The organism is Pseudomonas abyssi (genome assembly GCF_003444685.1).
GTDB classification, from domain to species: domain Bacteria; phylum Pseudomonadota; class Gammaproteobacteria; order Pseudomonadales; family Pseudomonadaceae; genus Halopseudomonas; species Halopseudomonas abyssi.
In genome coordinates, this window is record NZ_LMAZ01000007.1 from 83,786 (window position 1) to 100,714 (window position 16,929).

Annotated in this window: 15 protein-coding genes, 1 other RNA gene and 1 pseudogene; 8 read left to right on the plus strand and 9 right to left on the minus strand. The window is 56.5% G+C overall.

Annotated features, from left to right (window positions below):
* Positions 1 to 23 precede the first annotated feature (23 nt).
* Positions 24 to 596 carry a nucleotide exchange factor GrpE gene (grpE, locus tag ASB58_RS16810; RefSeq protein WP_083726888.1) on the minus strand — a complete coding sequence of 191 codons (573 nt, stop codon included), beginning with the start codon at positions 594 to 596 and terminating at the stop codon, positions 24 to 26.
* 211 nt (positions 597 to 807) lie between these two features.
* On the opposite strand from grpE, the gene recN reads away from it, so the two are divergent.
* The gene (gene recN / locus ASB58_RS16815; protein WP_118131718.1) at positions 808 to 2,484 is read left to right on the plus strand and encodes a DNA repair protein RecN; all 1,677 of its coding nucleotides are present in this window, start codon (positions 808 to 810) and stop codon (positions 2,482 to 2,484) included.
* A gap of 59 nt (positions 2,485 to 2,543) precedes the next feature.
* Here the strand turns inward: recN and fur are convergent, their stop codons facing one another.
* The gene (gene fur / locus ASB58_RS16820; RefSeq protein ID WP_083726892.1) at positions 2,544 to 2,951 is read right to left on the minus strand and encodes a ferric iron uptake transcriptional regulator; all 408 of its coding nucleotides are present in this window, start codon (positions 2,949 to 2,951) and stop codon (positions 2,544 to 2,546) included.
* 123 nt (positions 2,952 to 3,074) lie between these two features.
* Between fur and ASB58_RS16825 the strand changes: the two are divergent.
* Positions 3,075 to 3,428: pseudogene (locus tag ASB58_RS16825) on the plus strand (outer membrane protein assembly factor BamE); the annotation flags it as partial.
* 96 nt (positions 3,429 to 3,524) lie between these two features.
* Here ASB58_RS16825 and ASB58_RS16830 read toward each other — a convergent pair.
* The 3 genes from ASB58_RS16830 to ASB58_RS16840 are packed head-to-tail and all read right to left on the minus strand — an operon-like array spanning position 3,525 to position 5,674.
* Positions 3,525 to 3,836, minus strand: a complete 312-nt coding sequence (locus ASB58_RS16830) for an RnfH family protein (RefSeq protein ID WP_096006123.1) — start codon at positions 3,834 to 3,836, stop codon at positions 3,525 to 3,527.
* Positions 3,829 to 4,263: a type II toxin-antitoxin system RatA family toxin gene (locus ASB58_RS16835; protein WP_096006124.1), complete on the minus strand. Its 435-nt coding sequence runs from the start codon at positions 4,261 to 4,263 to the stop codon at positions 3,829 to 3,831. The genes ASB58_RS16830 and ASB58_RS16835 overlap by 8 nt, the downstream gene beginning before the upstream one ends.
* Positions 4,264 to 4,270: 7 nt before the next feature.
* On the minus strand, positions 4,271 to 5,674 hold the full coding sequence (locus ASB58_RS16840; protein WP_096006125.1) for a sodium-dependent transporter: 1,404 nt from the start codon (positions 5,672 to 5,674) through the stop codon (positions 4,271 to 4,273).
* A 158-nt stretch (positions 5,675 to 5,832) separates the two neighbouring features.
* On the opposite strand from ASB58_RS16840, the gene smpB reads away from it, so the two are divergent.
* The 5 genes from smpB (at position 5,833) to ASB58_RS16865 (ending at position 12,118) form a co-directional block, all read left to right on the plus strand.
* A complete protein-coding gene (smpB, locus tag ASB58_RS16845) occupies positions 5,833 to 6,315 on the plus strand; it encodes an SsrA-binding protein SmpB (RefSeq protein ID WP_096006126.1) in 483 nt (160 codons plus the stop codon).
* Between the two features lie 205 nt (positions 6,316 to 6,520).
* Positions 6,521 to 6,874, plus strand: a transfer-messenger RNA (tmRNA) gene (gene ssrA / locus ASB58_RS16850).
* Between the two features lie 97 nt (positions 6,875 to 6,971).
* Entirely contained in the window at positions 6,972 to 9,305 is a 2,334-nt protein-coding gene (locus ASB58_RS16855; protein WP_118131719.1) for a site-specific integrase, read from the plus strand.
* 323 nt (positions 9,306 to 9,628) lie between these two features.
* Positions 9,629 to 10,888 carry a tyrosine-type recombinase/integrase gene (locus tag ASB58_RS16860; protein WP_235005787.1) on the plus strand — a complete coding sequence of 420 codons (1,260 nt, stop codon included), beginning with the start codon at positions 9,629 to 9,631 and terminating at the stop codon, positions 10,886 to 10,888.
* 255 nt (positions 10,889 to 11,143) lie between these two features.
* On the plus strand, positions 11,144 to 12,118 hold the full coding sequence (locus ASB58_RS16865) for a site-specific integrase (protein WP_140418582.1): 975 nt from the start codon (positions 11,144 to 11,146) through the stop codon (positions 12,116 to 12,118).
* 567 nt (positions 12,119 to 12,685) lie between these two features.
* On the opposite strand, the gene ASB58_RS16870 is transcribed toward ASB58_RS16865, so the two are convergent.
* The 4 genes from ASB58_RS16870 to ASB58_RS16885 all read right to left on the minus strand — a co-directional run bounded on the left by ASB58_RS16870 (position 12,686) and on the right by ASB58_RS16885 (position 15,720).
* Positions 12,686 to 13,243, minus strand: coding sequence for a 3'-5' exonuclease (locus tag ASB58_RS16870; protein WP_088276355.1), 558 nt, complete (start codon positions 13,241 to 13,243; stop codon positions 12,686 to 12,688).
* A gap of 151 nt (positions 13,244 to 13,394) precedes the next feature.
* Positions 13,395 to 14,291: an AAA family ATPase gene (locus tag ASB58_RS16875; protein WP_088276354.1), complete on the minus strand. Its 897-nt coding sequence runs from the start codon at positions 14,289 to 14,291 to the stop codon at positions 13,395 to 13,397.
* A complete protein-coding gene (locus ASB58_RS16880; protein WP_088276353.1) occupies positions 14,288 to 14,779 on the minus strand; it encodes an HORMA-1 domain-containing protein in 492 nt (163 codons plus the stop codon). The genes ASB58_RS16875 and ASB58_RS16880 overlap by 4 nt, the downstream gene beginning before the upstream one ends.
* Positions 14,776 to 15,720 (minus strand): CBASS oligonucleotide cyclase, encoded by a 945-nt coding sequence (locus ASB58_RS16885; RefSeq protein WP_088276352.1) that lies wholly within the window; start codon positions 15,718 to 15,720, stop codon positions 14,776 to 14,778. The genes ASB58_RS16880 and ASB58_RS16885 overlap by 4 nt, the downstream gene beginning before the upstream one ends.
* A gap of 340 nt (positions 15,721 to 16,060) precedes the next feature.
* Here ASB58_RS16885 and ASB58_RS16890 point away from each other — a divergent pair, with 340 nt between their 5' ends.
* Complete coding sequence (locus ASB58_RS16890; RefSeq protein WP_200818462.1) at positions 16,061 to 16,879, plus strand: WYL domain-containing protein; 819 nt, start codon at positions 16,061 to 16,063, stop codon at positions 16,877 to 16,879.
* Positions 16,880 to 16,929: the final 50 nt, after the last annotated feature.

Genomic DNA, 16,929 nt, shown 5'->3' on the forward strand with positions numbered 1-16,929 from the left:
TGATGGGGTCTGCAAAATCAATTTCAAGCCTGCTCGTCAATCGACTGAGTGCCGGCGGCCGGAGCCTTGCTCACCACAACCATTGCCGGGCGCAGCAGGCGACCGCTCAGGGTATAACCCTTCTGGAACACCTTGAGCACGGTATTGGCTTCAACGGCAGCGCTCTCTTCCATCGCCATCGCCTGATGCAGCTCCGGATTGAAGGGCTCACCCTCGGGTACAACCGGCACCACCTGGAAACGGGCCAGAGTGTCGGCGAACATCTTCAGGGTCAGCTCAATCCCTTCGCGCATCGGCTTGATGGCTTCATCGTCGGCATTGGACAGCTCCAGGCCACGCTCCAGACTGTCGACGATCGGCAGCAGGTCATTGGCAAAGCGCTCGAGCGCAAACTTGTGCGCCTTTTCTACATCCTGCTCGGCACGACGGCGGGCGTTTTGCACATCGGCGACGGCCCGCAGAGCCTGATCCTGAGCGGCAGCAAGCTGTTCTTCCAGACTTGCCACGCGCGCCGCAAGATCGCCCTCAGGCGTTTCAACGGCTGCCTCGGTAGCCGCGTCCTGATCCTGCAGATCCGGTCTCTGTTCCTCTGCCATGTCTTTCTCCTGTCATAGGGTTATGGCGCTGCGGCGCTGGGCTCACAGCCTGTCAATGATGATCCGCCAGCGTCGCTGGCATTGCCTGGCAACCTATATGGGGCCATTCCCACAACCTTCAAGGGGAGATCAAAAGACAGATTGAGGGGGCTTGTAGGCGCCGGGAAAACTACTGTATAAATAACCAGAAAACCAAACAGGAGCACGCGCCATGCTGGTCCATCTCGCGGTCAACAACTACGCCATCGTCGACAACCTGGAGCTAGATCTGGGCGGCGGCATGAGTGTGATCACCGGGGAAACCGGCGCCGGCAAGTCGATCATGCTCGACGCACTGGCGCTGACCCTCGGCGACCGCGCAGACAGCGGGGCCGTGCGCCCCGGCAGCGACAAAGCCGACATCCTCGCCACCTTCGATATCAGCGACATCCCGGAGGCACGCCAGTGGCTGGACGAGCGTGATCTGACGCAAGACGACGAGCAGGTCATCCTGCGCCGCGTCATCACCGCAGAAGGTCGCTCACGCGGTTACATCAACGGCTCCCCCTGCCCCCAGCAAGACCTGCGCGCCCTCGGTGAAATGCTGATCGACATTCACAGTCAGCACGAACACCAGTCGCTGCTGAAAACCGACACCCACCGCCGCCTGCTGGACGAATACGCCGGCGCCGGCGAGCTGGCTCGCCAGGTACAGCTCGCCGCACAGCGCTGCCGCCAGACCGAGAAGGCTCTGCTGCAAGCCAGCCGCCAGAGCGAAGAGCAGAGCGCACGTCAGCAGCTGCTGACCTATCAGCTGGACGAACTGGACAACCTCAGCCTGCAGGATGGCGAACTGGAAGCACTGGAAAACGAACAGCGCCAACTGGCCAGCGCCGACCAGATCCTGCACTCCTGCCAACAGGTCATCAACATCTGCAGCGAGAACGATGCCGGCAGCGTGCTCCAAGCCCTGACCGCCAGCCTGCAGCGTCTTGACGGTTTCAAGAATCACAGCAGCCAACTGGGCGAAGCCAGCGACCTGATTGCCAGCGCCCAGATTCAGATTGAAGAAGCCGTGGGCGAGCTGACCCGCTACCTGGATCACTTTGAGGCCGACCCGGAGCGCCAGCAATATGTTGAAGAGCGCCTGAGCGCCATCTTCGAGCTGGCCCGTAAGCATCGCATCCAGCCGGCCGAGCTACCGGTTTTGCAGCAGCAGCTGATTGATGAACTCGAAGGCCAGCAGCAGCAAGCCGCCGACGCCGAGCGACTGCAGGAGGAACTGACCGCCTATCAGGCGCACTATCGTCAACTCAGCGAGAAGTTATCAGCTCAGCGCAGCAAAGGTGCCAGCAAGCTGGCCAAGGCAGTTACCCAGGAAATTCAGCGCCTTGGCATGCCGGGCGGTCGCATCGAGCTGCAGCTGACACCGCTGGATGCAGACAGCTACCCGGTCACCGGTCTGGAAAATGTCGAATTTCTGGTCAGCGCCAATCCCGGCCAACCCGCCAAGCCGCTGGCCAAGGTCGCGTCCGGCGGCGAACTGTCACGCATCAGTCTCGGCATTCAGGTGATTACCGCGCAAACCTCACGCGTACCGACGTTGGTATTTGATGAGGTCGATGTGGGTATCGGCGGGCCGACGGCGGAAATTGTCGGCCAACTGCTGCGCCAGCTCGGCGCCCGAGGGCAGGTACTGACAGTGACCCACCTGCCGCAGGTTGCAGCACAGGGGCATCAACACCTGTTTGTACGCAAACAGCAGACCCGCAACAGCACTCGCACCTGCATCGACCAGCTGGACACCGAGGCCCGCATTCAGGAAGTCGCCCGCATGCTGGGCGGCATTGACCTCACCGACGAATCGCTGGCCCACGCCCGCAAGCTGCTGAGCACTACCGCAGACTGACCTTGGTGCAGACACAAAAAACCGGGCGCCAGGCCCGGTTTTTTGTGCGGTGATTGCACTTATTTTTGCGGCTTGCGCACGTACAGCACCAGATTATGATCTACCAGCTCAAAGCCGTGCTCCTTGACGATCTCGCGCTGGCGGCGCTCAATCTCTGCATCAAAGAACTCAACGACCTCGCCCGAGTCGACACACACCATGTGGTCATGGTGCTCGCCGTCTGCCAGCTCGAATACGGCATGGCCGCCATCAAAGTTATGACGCACCACCAGGCCGGCGGCTTCGAATTGGGTGAGCACACGGTAAACAGTGGCCAGGCCAACATCTTCGCCTGCCTCCATCAGTGCCTTGTATACGTCCTCTGCGCTCATGTGGCGCTCAGTCGAGCCGTCCAGCATCTGCAGGATCTTGACCCGGGGCAGGGTGACCTTGAGGCCGGCTTTGCGGAGTTCTTGATTTTCAAGCATGGCTAGTATTCTCGTTCAGCGCTTCGCAGGGCGGGATGAGTCGGGTATGATCGGCCTTTTCAGCCATTCCACGATAGCGGATGTTAGCACGTGACGCGAAAAAGCTTTAATCGAAACCTTTGCATACTGCTATGCAGTGCATCTATCACCCTGCTTTCCGGTTGCGGCATTATACCGGGCATTTACAAAATCGACATTCAGCAGGGCAACGTCGTCACCCAAGAGATGGTTGATCAACTGCGGCCGGGGATGACCACCCGCCAGGTTCGCTTCATCATGGGCACGCCGCTGATTCAGGACACCTTCCATCCCAACCGCTGGGATTACCTGTACAGCATGGAATCCGGTCACAATGATCGGGTACAAGAGCGCATCAGCCTGACCTTTGAAGATAACCGCCTGGTTGGCCTGGCCGGCGACTTCATGCCGGGCAAGAGCGCAGACGAAGAGATCATGAGCGGCAGCGACGTCGAGACCTATCCGGTAGATCTGGGCGCCCCGCTCGGCACTGGCGAGTAACCTCGCCTTTCTACCTTCCGGCGCCCTGCACTGCACGGCGCCAGCACCTCCCCGCTACTCTTCCGCCTTGGCAGCCTTGGCCTTGGCAGCACGCTGCTTGCGCACTTCTTTCGGATCTGCAATCAGCGGACGATAAATCTCCACCCGCTCACCAGCCTCCAGCACCCGCTCGTCCGGCTTCGGTACCGCCTTGCCGAAAACTCCCAGCGGGCAGCTTTCCGGATCCACTTCGGGGAAGTGCTGTTCAATACCGGACAGCCGCACCGCCGCTCGCATGCTGGTCCCCTGCGGTACCGTCAGCGACAGGATCTTCTGCTTGTACGGCAGCGCGTAGGCCACCTCCACCACAATGCTCTTGTCAGCCACGCCAGGTCTCCTTGGCACGCTGACAAAAAGCATCCACCATCGCATTGGCTGCCTGATTGAACAGGGGCCCCAGGGTCGCCTTGACCAGCGCACCGGCGTATTCAAAGTGCAGGTCCAGGGTAATCTTGCAGGCCGAATCACTCAGCGCCTTAAACTCCCAGACACCACGAAAATCACTGAACGGCCCATCGACCAGCTGCAGCGCGATACGCTCGCCTGGGACCAGCGCATTGCGCGTGGTGAAGGACTGACTGACGCCCGCCTTGGCAATCTCCAGCCGCGCGCACATTTCATGCTCGGTTTCACTGAGAATGCTCGCCCCGGAACACCAGGGCAGAAATTCCGGGTAATGCTCAACCCGGTTTACCAGCTCGTACAGATGGCTCGCCGGGTAAGGCAGCAAAGCCGAGCGCTGAATATGCGTCATGCCGTTATCACTTGGTCAGTTCAGTTACGAGAATGATCAGAATGCCCGCAGGGGCAACATAGCGTAACAGCGAATAGACCACCGAGAACAGGCGCTGATGCCGCAGTGCCAGCTCATCACGAAACACATCACGGTCCAGTACCCAGCCGGCAAAGAGCACAAACAGCAGACCGCCCAGCGGCAGCATAAGACGACTGGTTAGATAGTCGATGGACTCAAAGAAGGTCATCCCGCCCTCGCTGGTCCAGCGGAACAGGTGCCAACCCTCGGCATCGGTCACAAAGAAGCGCGCATCGGCCAGCAGGTTGAACGACAGCACCGTGCCCAGGCCAACCACCCAGCACAGCAGCGCGATAATCGACGTCACCTGGCCGCGGCTGCGACCAGTGCGCTCGACGAAGAAGGCTACCGCCGGCTCCAGCATCGAGATTGCCGAACTCCAGGCCGCCACGGTGACCAGCAGGAAGAACACCACGCCGAAGATATTGCCACCGGCAATATTGCCAAAAGCGATAGGCAGGGTGACAAACATCAACCCCGGCCCCTCATTGGGCTGCAGGCCGGCCGCAAACACCACTGGAAACAGCGCCATACCCGCGGTCAACGCCACCACGGTATCCAGCAGGCCGACCGTCAGCACCGTCGAGCCAATAGACGCCTTGCGCGGCATGTAGGCACCAAACACCATGATCGAGCCGACACCCACGCTCAGGGTAAAGAAGGCGTGTCCCATGGCAGCAAGAATGCCGTCCGGTACTTTGGCCAGATCAAAATCAAAGAGGAAGCGCACACCTTCCATAAAGTGCCCGGTGGTCATGCTGTAGCCCAGCAGCGCCAGCAGCAGCACAAACAGCAAAGGCATCAGAATGCGCAGCGTGCGCTCCAGCCCCGCCACCACCCCACGGGCAATCACCCAGGCCGTCAGCAACATAAACAGCGAATGCCAGATGGTCAGGCGCACCGGGTCGCCGGTCAGCCCGTCAAAGCGCTGCCCGGCCCCGGCGCCATCAATGCCACTGAACTCGCCGCGCACCATGCCGACGATGTAATCGAGCGCCCAGCCGGCCACCACACTGTAGAAGGACAGAATCAGCAACGCGCCAACCATCCCCATAACCGCCGCCCACGACCAGCGCTCGGAAGCACCCGAGCAACGCGCCAGCGTACTGAGCGTATTGACCGGGCTCTGCCGACCGCGGCGGCCCAACAACGTTTCAGCCAGCATCACCGGCAAACCGATCAGCGCAATACACACCAGATAGACCAGCACAAAGGCGCCGCCGCCATACATGCCGGTCATGTACGGGAACTTCCAGATATTGCCGAGGCCTACGGCAGAGCCGGTAGCCGCAAGAATAAAGACCCAGCGACTCGCCCAGATCCCGTGAATAGAGACAGCGTCTTTGCTCATGACCGTTCCCGGTTTGCCCTGAAAAAAAGGAACGCATTGTCCAGATTTTGATCAACCCCTACAAGAGCCAGTCGACATCCTCGACGAAAGGCAAGGGTAGGCCAGTACCACGAAAACTCCACGCTATACCGCCACAAATACAGGTATAATCGCCGCCCATGAGCAAACCAAAGAAACCTGCGGCCAACAGCGGCACCATTGCCCTGAACAAAAAGGCCAAACATGACTATTTCATCGAACAGCGCTTTGAAGCCGGCATCGCCCTGACAGGCTGGGAAGTCAAAAGCCTGCGCGAGGGCAAGGTGCAACTGGTCGACAGCTACATCATGCTCAAGAACAACGAAGCCTTTCTGCTCGGTGCCCACATCACCCCGCTGAAAACCGCCAGCACCCACGTGATTGCCGACCCGACTCGCACCCGCAAGCTGCTGCTGCACGCCCGCGAGCTCGACAAGCTGATCGCCGGCGTCCAGGCCAAAGGCTTCGCCTGCGTGCCCCTGGCGCTGTACTGGAAAGGCCATCTGGTCAAATGCGAAATCGCCCTGGTACGCGGCAAGAAAGACTTCGACAAACGTCAAAGCCTGAAAGAGCGCGACTGGGATCGCGAGAAGCAACGGGTCGTGCGCGAAAATAATCGCTGATTTTTTTGCGCAGCGGCGGAACCAAGCCCACACCAGCCAGTCACAGCTTATGACAGGCCGGTCGCTCCACCGACCTGTCTATGGTTTAAAGCATGTAACGCCCTATGCCCTGATCCGTCAGGGTATTTTTTTGTCTGCACCCCGCCCTGTTCCGCACGGAACCTTTAGCGTACAATCCCGTCTCAGTAACACACCAGCAAGATTTGGGGCCGATTTGGATTCGACGACGGTTACAAAACTTGAGGGGCATGCCGAGTTGGTAGCAGATCTCGTAAATTCGCTGCTGCACATTTATAGTTGCCAACGACGACAACTACGCACTAGCCGCTTAAGCCGGCTAGCGGTCACTAGGGGATGCCTGTAAACCCGAAGTTGACCGACAGATAGAACAGGATCGCCGCCAAGTTTGCTGTAGACGTAACGGCTAAAACTTATACAGCTCGCTCCAAGCACCCTGCCACTCGGGCGGCGCGGAGTTAACTAAGTAGAGATGGCTAAGCATGTAGAACCGATAGCGGAGGACTGGCGGACGGGGGTTCAAATCCCCCCGGCTCCACCAATTTGAAAAGGAACCCGTCTAGAACGCGGGTTTCAGCGAAGGAAGGGTTTGGTAGATCGCACAAAGTCCATCTAGGACTTAAAAAAGGCGCTCCACCATGTCCAACTCAAGCAAGCAGCAACACCTTATCACCTCTTCTAACGGGGTGTTTCAGTACTACCTCACTCTACCGGCACACCTGAGCAGCGACCCTCGCTTGCCCGCTCAGGTTCGCTGGTCTCTCGGTCGCGACGCATCCGTCGCCCGCACCCTCGCACAGCTGCTAGACGCCGAACTCTCGCTCGTCATCAAACCCGGTGCCACACTGGTGACACCCGAACTGGTAAGCGAGCGACTCAAGCAAGCCAAAGCCTGGCTCAAGCGCACCCTCGATAACGCCGCCAATCCTTGGGGCGCTCTACCTAGTCCGGCTGAGCTCGGCAAGCAGGACTTATCTGCCGCCAAACAGCGACTGACCGAAGAAAGCGCAAAATACACTACCCTCTACAGCACCATGCCGGGCGACGAACTGATTCTGTCGATAGCACCCAGCGACGCTCTTCAGTCCGCACTGGATCTGCGCTTCCAACGCCTCGACTGGCCTCTGGGCACATCAGAACACGACAAAGCCCAAGACGCCGCCATCTATGCATTCGCCGCCATCACCCAGCTTGAGCAGCACATTCCAGACAAAACGCTACGACACCCCGCCACCTTCAATGCACTCGCACTGCATGAGTACCTTTGCCACGCCCGACCTGACTGTGGCGCCCACCTTGCCGACATCCCGCCCGACCTACCCGGCTCGCTCGCCGCGTATCGCCTCCACAGCACACTCACTTCACTTAGCTGGCCCAAGCCCCGATATTCAGCATTTACCACCCAACAGCTTGCATCCGGGCTCTACACCCTTGAGCTTGCGTCATGCACCCTGAAGGACAAACACCCGATCTTGGCTAGCAGAGGTTTTTCGCTGACCCTGCCGACCACCTCTGCGATCATGGCCACCCTGCTGAAAGAGCGCCTGACCTCTGCCGTCGAAAGCACACTTCAAGCTCACCTTCGCCGCACATCAACGGAGGCTGCACTAGAGCAAGCAAGGCTGGAAATTGAAGCCCTGACCCGTGGCTTCATGGGCAGCATGCTTGAGCAATCCTCGTTACCCAGCTTACCCAGTGCTCGACCTCTCACCAACACCGAGTCCGCACCTGTGGATCCAGCGAAGCAAGCACTCGCAACCGCACTCGCAGCACTACTTCCAGAAGAAAAGCGCGGCCAGCTCGAAGCATTGGTCAGCAACACTCAAGGCACTGCTATCGACAGCAACGCAGAGCAACTCGACGGCATCACCTTCGGTGAACTGGCAGAGCGTTACCAGCAGGCGCAAGTGGACGAAGGGAGCTGGACACACCTAAAAACAACACCTCAGCGAAAGGCCCGCCTAAAGGTGGTCACCGAGCTCATTGGTGCGCACAGACGCCTGAGAACACTGCGCCGCGCAGACTTTCTGACACTGCGCGATCAACTGCGTTTTCTGCCTGTCAACGCTCATCAGCTTGTCGCCCGGCACCGAATATCAGTCAGGCAACTCGTTACTGAAAAGACAGCGCCAGCCATCCACCCACGAACAGCCAAAGTGTACTTTGAGCTCGCCAAATCACTCATCCGCTACGCGCAAGATCAGGAGTGGATTGAACATGACATCACCGCCAACCTCACCTTCAAAACGCGCAATGCAGCCCCACCAGCGAGGCGCACCTACAGTCACGAGATGCTTCTCAAACTGATCAACGGGCCGGTGTATACAGCGACACGCCAGACCTCTTGGCGAATGGATGAATACAAGTTCTGGCTACCGCTGCTCGGTCTCTACACCGGAGCACGCCTGGGAGAGCTTTGCCAACTGCAGCTGAGCGATGTGCGGTGTAGCAACGGCATCTGGCTTATCAATATCGACAACAGCAACGGCAAGCAAATCAAGAACACCCAATCGATACGTCAGGTTCCACTGCACCACCAGCTCATCAAATTGGGATTTCTGGACTTCATTGACGACCAGAAACACGGCAACACCCGCCCTGACGCACCGCTCTTCAGCTCACACCGGCAGTACACCCAAGTACCGGTAAGCCATGTCGCCAGCAAATGGTTCAGATCCTATGTCAAGCAATGCGACCTCACCCAAGAGAAAGCCACCTTTCACGGCCTCCGACACACCTTCATCCAGCAGTTCCGCATGCAGCGATTAGACATTCTGATCGCCAAGGCGCTGGTAGGCCATGTCGACACCAGCACCACCGGCGGTTACGGCGACATCCATCCTCTGCGCGTACTGAAGGAAGAGATCGATCGGCTCGACTTTGAGCTCAACCTCGATCACATCTCTCATGCTCGCTACCAATCACTGCGAGCCAAGCAAGCCGGACGACAAATCGGCAGACCAGCCAAGTAACCCCAGAACAGCACCCTGCCCACCCAAAATCGGCATCTGGGCAGGGTGCAAATGCAAAATTTTCTCCGCAGAAATTTATTTACACAACAAAACAATAAAGCAGAAATAACAAGAACAAAAATCCTCCACCGCAAAGACAAAAACCCTCGCAAACATTAATAAAAAGCGACCAAATAAAGAATTGACAAGGCGTCAAGAACACACAGCCGAGGAAAGTAAATATGCGAAAAATTGAATCTTGACAAGATATCAATTAATTTTTTCTATTTACTTATAAAACAATATTGCTAACATTTGCGCATACAAAACACATAAGGACGCAGATGACAGCACTAACTCCGACAATAAAACTGATTCCGATTCTTGAGGGATTTCACCTTCAGTACGACAGCAAGTACGAGAAATTTCGCCCGATCTTGCTGAAGCAACTTTTACCAATCACGGAGTTGCTCCTGCAGCTGGATAACTCGCCAAGTATTCACGACTACTTCGACGAGGTATGCCAACGCTTCATCGACGCCAACGGCTATTCAGTAAAAGGCCGAAATATGCTGACCTCGCGCATGGCCAAGCTGAAGAATGTCGTCAGCGACAGCAATCCAAAGCGTGTTATGGCTGACTTGTCCCCACATGACATTCCGCGGATTAAGCGTGAGCTTCCGAAAGCACTGGCGCGGCAGAAGCGTTCAAAAAGTCAGGGTGAAAACATCCAGACCTACTACCAGCTGTTTAACCGCGTCATGGTCGAAGCTCTGAATGACAGCTTCATCAGCACACCGCTAAAGCTGAGCAATCCAGCGACCAAAAAGGCTGACAACACCAGGCCATTCAGCACCGATGAGATCAGCTCTCTACTCCAAGGCTGGCCTTATTCACTTAACGACGAGGAGCAGGCGCGCAAACTCGTCCGAGACGCCCATGCCTATCGATTCTGGCTACTGCCACTTGGCCTGTTTACCGGCGCCCGCCTGAACGAACTGTGCCAACTTCGGGTTCATGACATTCGGCGCGATGGACATGGCATCAACGTCATGAGCGTGAATGACAACGGGTACAACAAGAGCCTGAAGAATGAACAGTCTCGCCGGGAGATTCCTATCTGCTCAGCACTTGTCGATATGGGGTTTATGGCGTTTGTTGAGGAACGCAGAGCTGCGTCAGGCAACGATGCTCAGCTATTTGCGGAGTTAACGTTCACCAGAGAACACCTGTATTCCAGAATGGCAAGTCGCTTCTTCTGCGGCCACGCAACAGGAAAAGGCTACATCGGCTCTCGCTGTGCACGCGCCAGCGACGGTGCACTCAATTTTAAAAGCTGTCGCCGGAGCTTTGCACAGCGACTCCAAGCCTCAGGCGTCTCCGAGAGCACCATCGCGCATTTGCTGGGGCATCGACGCAACACCTGCGAGGTTACACAGAAACACTACCTCGACAAGCCCTACAGCCAGGTGTTGCAGGAGGCCATCGAGCAAGGTCTCAAATATGGCGCCCAGCTGTCACATGTGAAATGGGAAAACTACAAGCTGCTCATGCAAGCCCAGAAAGGGCGACGCCCGCGCGGGCGACGTCCAAAGGCGACCTGACATGCTCACCACATCTCGCTCTACTTCGTCCGCAGGACGGCTATCGATTTTGATGTCAAACCAATCGGGCAGCTCGCTGCCGGAGCACGTACCCGCGGGACGTGCTCATGCGCATGGGTACGTGCGCACACACCATACCCGCGCTTCGGGTATGGGGGCGCAGTGGCGGCATGGGATTGGCGAGGGCATCACGAACAACGGTGAGGTGAGGCCCAGCCAACACCATGCCGACATGGTTTTTCGCTCCGACCAGGAGTGAAAAAACAAGCGCCCCTTCGCGAAGCGGCTGCTTTTGACATCAAAAACAACAACAATAACTATAAGGATGCCAACATGCTGAAAAGCACTGAAGAGCGCTACCGAAAGCTTGCAAGACACTTCTACAAAACGAGACTGCCAGACACACCACTCTCAACAAGCGCGATATGCAAAGCACTGACTGCGTGTGCAGCAGACTACAGACCCGACTACTTCCGAGTATTGAAAAATGCACTGGCGTTCGACGTTCGTGAACGTGGCTACCCAAAAGCAGCCAAGCGAATCCTACTAACAGCCAATCCAACCACCATAGCCGACAGCACCATCCCCCCAAAAGCGAAGCGCCACGCAGTCAAAGCTGTTAGTGAGGATGATGTTATCGCACTTCTGCGTCACCTCGAAAACACGCGGCACTACGACGTTTTTGCTGCCGTCACTCTAGCTTGGCTACTCGGCGTCCGGCCCAGCGAGATGCACTCAATTCGGGTAGTGGGCAAAGAGTTCCATATTACCGGCGCAAAAAAGGACGACCGAGGCATCAGGGGCGCCGACCGAGTCATAAAGTTCCCAAACCAAACGGACTTTGAGGTTGCAGCTGCCGCGGTAGACCTATATCAGAAATCGCATCGCAGCCTTGCAGCCATCAGAGAAACCCTGCGAGAGCAATGCAGGCAGCTATGGCCCAGGCGCAAAGTCCAGCCCACGCTGAAAAGCCTGCGCCACCAGATGGGCTCAAACCTCAAAGCCTCTGGCATCTCCCCCAAGCTCATGGCGTACATCATGGGCCATCAATCTACGCGGTCGATTGAGCGATATGGAGACAGGCGCACCGCTACCAAGCGCAGCTTCTCCTTACCGGAGGCAGCACCCAATGCAGACCTTTCGAAAGTTAGAGTCAGCAGGAAAAGTAAACCAGCGTGGTATTCGGCAGAACCTGCGGCTAAGGGCGCAAGCCCCAAAAAAACGCACTGACAGACTAAGCGTCGCACTGTTTAACAACAATCTGCACGGCGCCAGGGACTCGGCGCCAGCGCACGTTAAGCACTCAAGCAACGTGCCACATGCCTCGCATACAGGCTCCAAAAAGCGGAAAAAAGCAGCGCAAAGCGACGCACAGGCCGGTAAAAATAAAAAAGGCCGCCCCTTTCGAGACAGCCTTTTAGAACTACTTCATTGCCCTTGGATTCGCGGTGGTGCTTTTTAACCTGCCGAAAATATGTGCCCAAGCGCCTACCCGGCCATCATATCCGTCCTGAACTCCAAGGTCTACACCTGAGACCCGCGAAGCCGCAGAGCCTTCGCCCCTCAAAAAGAACCTTCTCTTGACCGCTGTCGGCCAATTGCGGACACTGAAATTTGGGCGGCAGACGAACTCTCGCCAAGCCGGCGACGTGAAATCTGCTTTTGAACGCTATCGCAGCGGCTTAATGCGCTCTTAGAGAGGCCGGCCGGCTGGGCGATCACTGCTTCGGGGCGGTTCACCATGCAATGACGCCCCTCGGCTTTTCTAGCCCCACGTGCTCCTCGCCAAAGGATCCATCAGGGCCTACCAAACACCAGTTTTTCACGAATCAAGTTGAACAACTCCGCCTGGTAAACGGCGTCATCTAGGGCATCATGGTTGCCCGAGCTTTCAGGATTCACTACCTTCTCAATTTCGCTTGAGCGGGTCGATGTCCAAGTGCATTCGGAGGCACCGAAGTACATCGACTTAATGTCGAGCGCTGCGATTCCGAAGGGGTTTTCACCCAAGAACAGATGGAAGTAATAGTTCACGAAGCTCCAGTCGAACGAAGCGTTAAACCCTACGAACACTACCCTTTGATCGGCATCAGCTAGTGACTCTACCCAGGACCTGAATTGCGCCATAGCCTCACCAGGTTCCAAACCCTCTTCGCGAAGTCTCTGAAGTGACAACCCTGTGACCTCAAGGGCAGCCGGCACAAACTCCTGAGATATAGGCTTCAGAAAGCAGGAGAACTGCTCAGCTGGGTTCGACGCCATACACGCGCCGATAGAAAGCATGCTGTACTTGCCTGGGATCGGGCCAGATGCCTCGATGTCGACTGATACGAAAATTTCTTTGTCGGCTTTCATAAATACTCCGTTTTAGCTGATTTCCGCATGGCAACAGCAGTCTTCAGAACCAGTCACCACAACAGCGGGAAAGATCATCATGTACTAGGTAAAGAGGACTGCAGGTCAACTCGAGGCGTCGCCAGAAAGCCCAACCACACGACCAGAATATTTACTTATCTTCCATAACCGGTGATGGCTTCATCTCCAGTATTGAATCGGTCAGATCTTTGAAGCTCAGCGGACGATTCGGAAAGGCTTTGGCCATCGCCGTTGGGTACAGGCGAGTCCGAATATCGGAGTAAGTCCATGCTGGCTGCCCATTACTCTCACCAGTGACGGTTGCCAAGTCAGTTAGTTGCTTCTCCGTGAGCTCCATACCTGCCAGATCCATGCTGAACAGCTCTTTGCGCTCAGCAGCATCTGGACGGGTGAACTCTTCAACGATGGCAGCACGACGGCGCAGAGCTGCGTCAAGTACGGAAAGACGGTTGGTGCATAAGATCACAACGATCCGTCCGCCATATTTGCGCAACTCATCCACGCCTTGGATCAGCGTGTTCACAGCCACTTTATCCTCGTGGTGGCTCTGGCTCTGCGAACGGGAGGCTGCGATAGAGTCACCCTCGTCGATGATGAGAATCGCCCGGCGCTTTTTGCCGGCAGCTTCGGCAACCTCCGCAAATGCCTGGGTCAAAAGCGTGCCCATTTCGCCGACCTTGCCGGAGCCGCGAACTCGGTTACTCAGCTTGAACAACACCGAATCTTCAGCGCGAGAATCACGTACGATGCGGTTAGCGATGCACTCCGCTGTCGCAGTTTTTCCGGTGCCGACGTCCCCGTGGAAAATCACAAGAGGATACTGGTCGGCAACTAGATTGCAGATCGGTAGCACGCTTCTATGGTGCACCTTGCTCCACTCGGACAACTGGCCCTGGTTCAGCAGCAACTGAAGCTGGTTTTTCACGCGCTCGTAGCGGCCGCTGAAGCCAAGCAACACCTTCTCGCGCTCAGTCAGCTGGGCTTCCGGCAATTCAATTGCAGAGTCAAATACGCTGTTGTTGCTCATCGGGTGTAGTCCTTTCGTTCCATGCCATAGCCGTTGCTGGAGTATTCGCGACCACCTCTCTGAGTGAGCTGGGAGTGGCTGATGTCGTCGTAAGAGGTCGTCCAGTTGATTTTCAACTTGCCAGCCATTTTGTCCCGAGCTTGCTGGGTATAGCTGTCGTTGTAGGACAGAACGATCCGCAGGTGCGGGTTCGACACTTTGGGCCAGCGAGCATCACCAGGACGCTGGTTGGCCAGGGCGCCGGACTCGTTCACGTAGTACCGTGTCGCCTTCTGTTCGACCCCATTGCTCAGCAGGGTAAGATCTGCGAACTTCAGATACCCGTTTTTGGCCAGCAGCTCGATGTCGTAGGCCCATTCCTTGGCCTTGGCTTCAGTCACTGCTTCGCTACTAGAGGCGATCATCAAGAGGTCGGCAGTAATCCGGCGAACGACTGACTCAATGTCAGTGGTGGTGTACGTTGTCGTTTGCGTAGCGCTGTAGGTCATGCTGCATCCTCGACTTTGAAGCCCTTGCCGAACAGTTCTTTCCAGAGATTGAAGTCATCTTCCACCGATGCGAAATGAGCGGTTTCCCAGGACTCTTCTGCGAGCTGGACGATCTCTTTGCACTCGTCCGCGGTGATGCGACTGGCGACGTTGTTGGTGTCACAGACCGGATCAATGATCACGACCGTATCGGAGAATTCGGGCACATTGCCGTTCTCTGGGAACTTGATGACTTCCTTGAGCCCCGACTCAGCGATGTAGAGGAGGAAGTCACGGAAACGCTTCTCTAGCGATCCTTCCTTTCCGTTCACTTCAAGCACATGAGCCATGATGAGTTCGATGTGGAAGGACTTGAGAGGTACCTCTTTCCAGGTACGCCACCGCTTGGCCATCCGCACCAAGGTACGGAAGTCCGGATCTTCATCTTTGCGATCCTTCATGAACTTCACTTGGCACGGAGCGCAGGTTTCAGTCTTCGAGCCATCAATACGGTCAAACTGCCAGCCGTAGCCTTCCTTGTTCGGGTTCTCGATGACCGGAACAATGTCGACCTCCAGCCCGGTACCTACGAAGGTGACCTTAGCTGCCTTGCGCTGGATTTCGAAGTCTTCGACAGACTTGTTCGGGTACAGCTTGACCAGCGCGTCGTAGATTTTCTGGCTAAGGGTCGCAAAGGTCTCTTCATCCACCTTCTGGCCGCTGATGTAGAAAACCACGTCTATGTCAGCAGGGTTTTGAGCGTTGGGGCGCAGGATGGTGTGCTTGGCAAAAGAGCCGGCCTTTACCACCTTCTTGATGGTGATTTTGTCCTGCTTCTTCAGGCTGTCCTTCAGCGCTGCAATCAGCCGGTCGACTTGGGCGTTGTAGGTCTCCCGTTTGTCCTTCGGAAGGCGCAGCACATTACTGTCGTAATACTTGATCTGAGTGTTGGTGAGTGGCATTGGCCATCCCCTCCTAAAAATATTGTGTTAGTAGCAAAGCATCCCTACCAGCAGCTACATCACATGCCGAGCGATGAGATGGCGCGGCGGCTCGATCACTAGGCCCGAATCACCTTTACGTTTCGCTGCACTTCAACCCTCTCCGAACCATCTAAAGAATCCGTCCGGGAAATTGCGATCGGCTGTTTGCTAGCGTATCATTACTATACGCATATTTTTTAGATGCAGTCTAGTTTTTATACGCTATCGAGGTTCGATCATGACAAACGAGTCCAAACCCACAGACGACCAACCCACCAGCAAGGGACGGCAAGGTGCGCGTTGGGGCCAGGAACGTCGGTTGGAATTCATCGACTATCGACTGCGGTGGGATGGTCAGATCAACCGAAGCAGCCTCACTGAATTCTTCGGAATCTCTGTACCCCAGGCGTCATTGGATATCACCGAGTACACAAAACTCGCCGAAAGCAACCTTGAATACGACACCCGGGCCAGGGTCTACCGAGCGACCGATTCGTTTAAGGCTGTCTTCCCCTCTAGCGCAGTTGAGCGGTACCTAGAAGATCTGCTTCGCGTCGCCGTGCAGTCAGAGGTTCCTTATGGCAGTTTCCTGAACTGGCAATCCCCTGTCGCTGCTGTACCCAAGCTGGGCCGTCGCCTGAACGCGGACATCGTTGGGGAAATCCTCCGCGCGATTCGCGAGAAGGAATATGTCGAGGTCTTCTACCAATCCATGAACGACCCTGAAGGTGGGGAGCGGCGGCTGTCTCCCCACGCGTTGGTGCATGACGGGAACCGCTGGCACGTCCGGGCCTACTGCCACAAACGTAAGGACTTCCGGGACTTTTCTCTAACCCGTATCAAGCACTGCAAATATGGTGGTCAAGATCGCGACCGAGCTGATGAGGACTACGCCTGGCACACGATTGTGGACGTTGTTCTCATTCCTCATCCGGGCCTCACACCCTCCCAGCGCAATTTGATCGAGGCCGACTTTCTGATGGAGAACGGTGAGATGCACGTCAAATGCCGGCAAGCCCTCCTCGTGTATCTCCTGTTCCAGCTCAACCTGAATGACGATCAGGCTGACCAGAGGCCCGAAGTCATCCAGCTCGCACTCAAGAACAAGAATGAGATCAAGGCGCTGTTCCAGTATTAACCCCTAGAGAAATCAGCCAATACTCAACACCTCAGCTACCGGAATTGTCA

Excerpts from the sequence above, each read along its gene's own strand:
- grpE (WP_083726888.1), bottom strand. The coding sequence starts at position 596 with ATGGCAGAGGAACAGAGACCGGATCTGCAGGATCAGGACGCGGCTACC.
- recN (WP_118131718.1), top strand. The coding sequence starts at position 808 with ATGCTGGTCCATCTCGCGGTCAACAACTACGCCATCGTCGACAACCTG.
- fur (WP_083726892.1), bottom strand. The coding sequence starts at position 2,951 with ATGCTTGAAAATCAAGAACTCCGCAAAGCCGGCCTCAAGGTCACCCTG.
- ASB58_RS16835 (WP_096006124.1), bottom strand. The coding sequence starts at position 4,263 with ATGACGCATATTCAGCGCTCGGCTTTGCTGCCTTACCCGGCGAGCCAT.
- ASB58_RS16840 (WP_096006125.1), bottom strand. The coding sequence starts at position 5,674 with ATGAGCAAAGACGCTGTCTCTATTCACGGGATCTGGGCGAGTCGCTGG.
- smpB (WP_096006126.1), top strand. The coding sequence starts at position 5,833 with ATGAGCAAACCAAAGAAACCTGCGGCCAACAGCGGCACCATTGCCCTG.
- ASB58_RS16855 (WP_118131719.1), top strand. The coding sequence starts at position 6,972 with ATGTCCAACTCAAGCAAGCAGCAACACCTTATCACCTCTTCTAACGGG.
- ASB58_RS16860 (WP_235005787.1), top strand. The coding sequence starts at position 9,629 with ATGACAGCACTAACTCCGACAATAAAACTGATTCCGATTCTTGAGGGA.
- ASB58_RS16870 (WP_088276355.1), bottom strand. The coding sequence starts at position 13,243 with ATGAAAGCCGACAAAGAAATTTTCGTATCAGTCGACATCGAGGCATCT.
- ASB58_RS16875 (WP_088276354.1), bottom strand. The coding sequence starts at position 14,291 with ATGAGCAACAACAGCGTATTTGACTCTGCAATTGAATTGCCGGAAGCC.
- ASB58_RS16880 (WP_088276353.1), bottom strand. The coding sequence starts at position 14,779 with ATGACCTACAGCGCTACGCAAACGACAACGTACACCACCACTGACATT.
- ASB58_RS16885 (WP_088276352.1), bottom strand. The coding sequence starts at position 15,720 with ATGCCACTCACCAACACTCAGATCAAGTATTACGACAGTAATGTGCTG.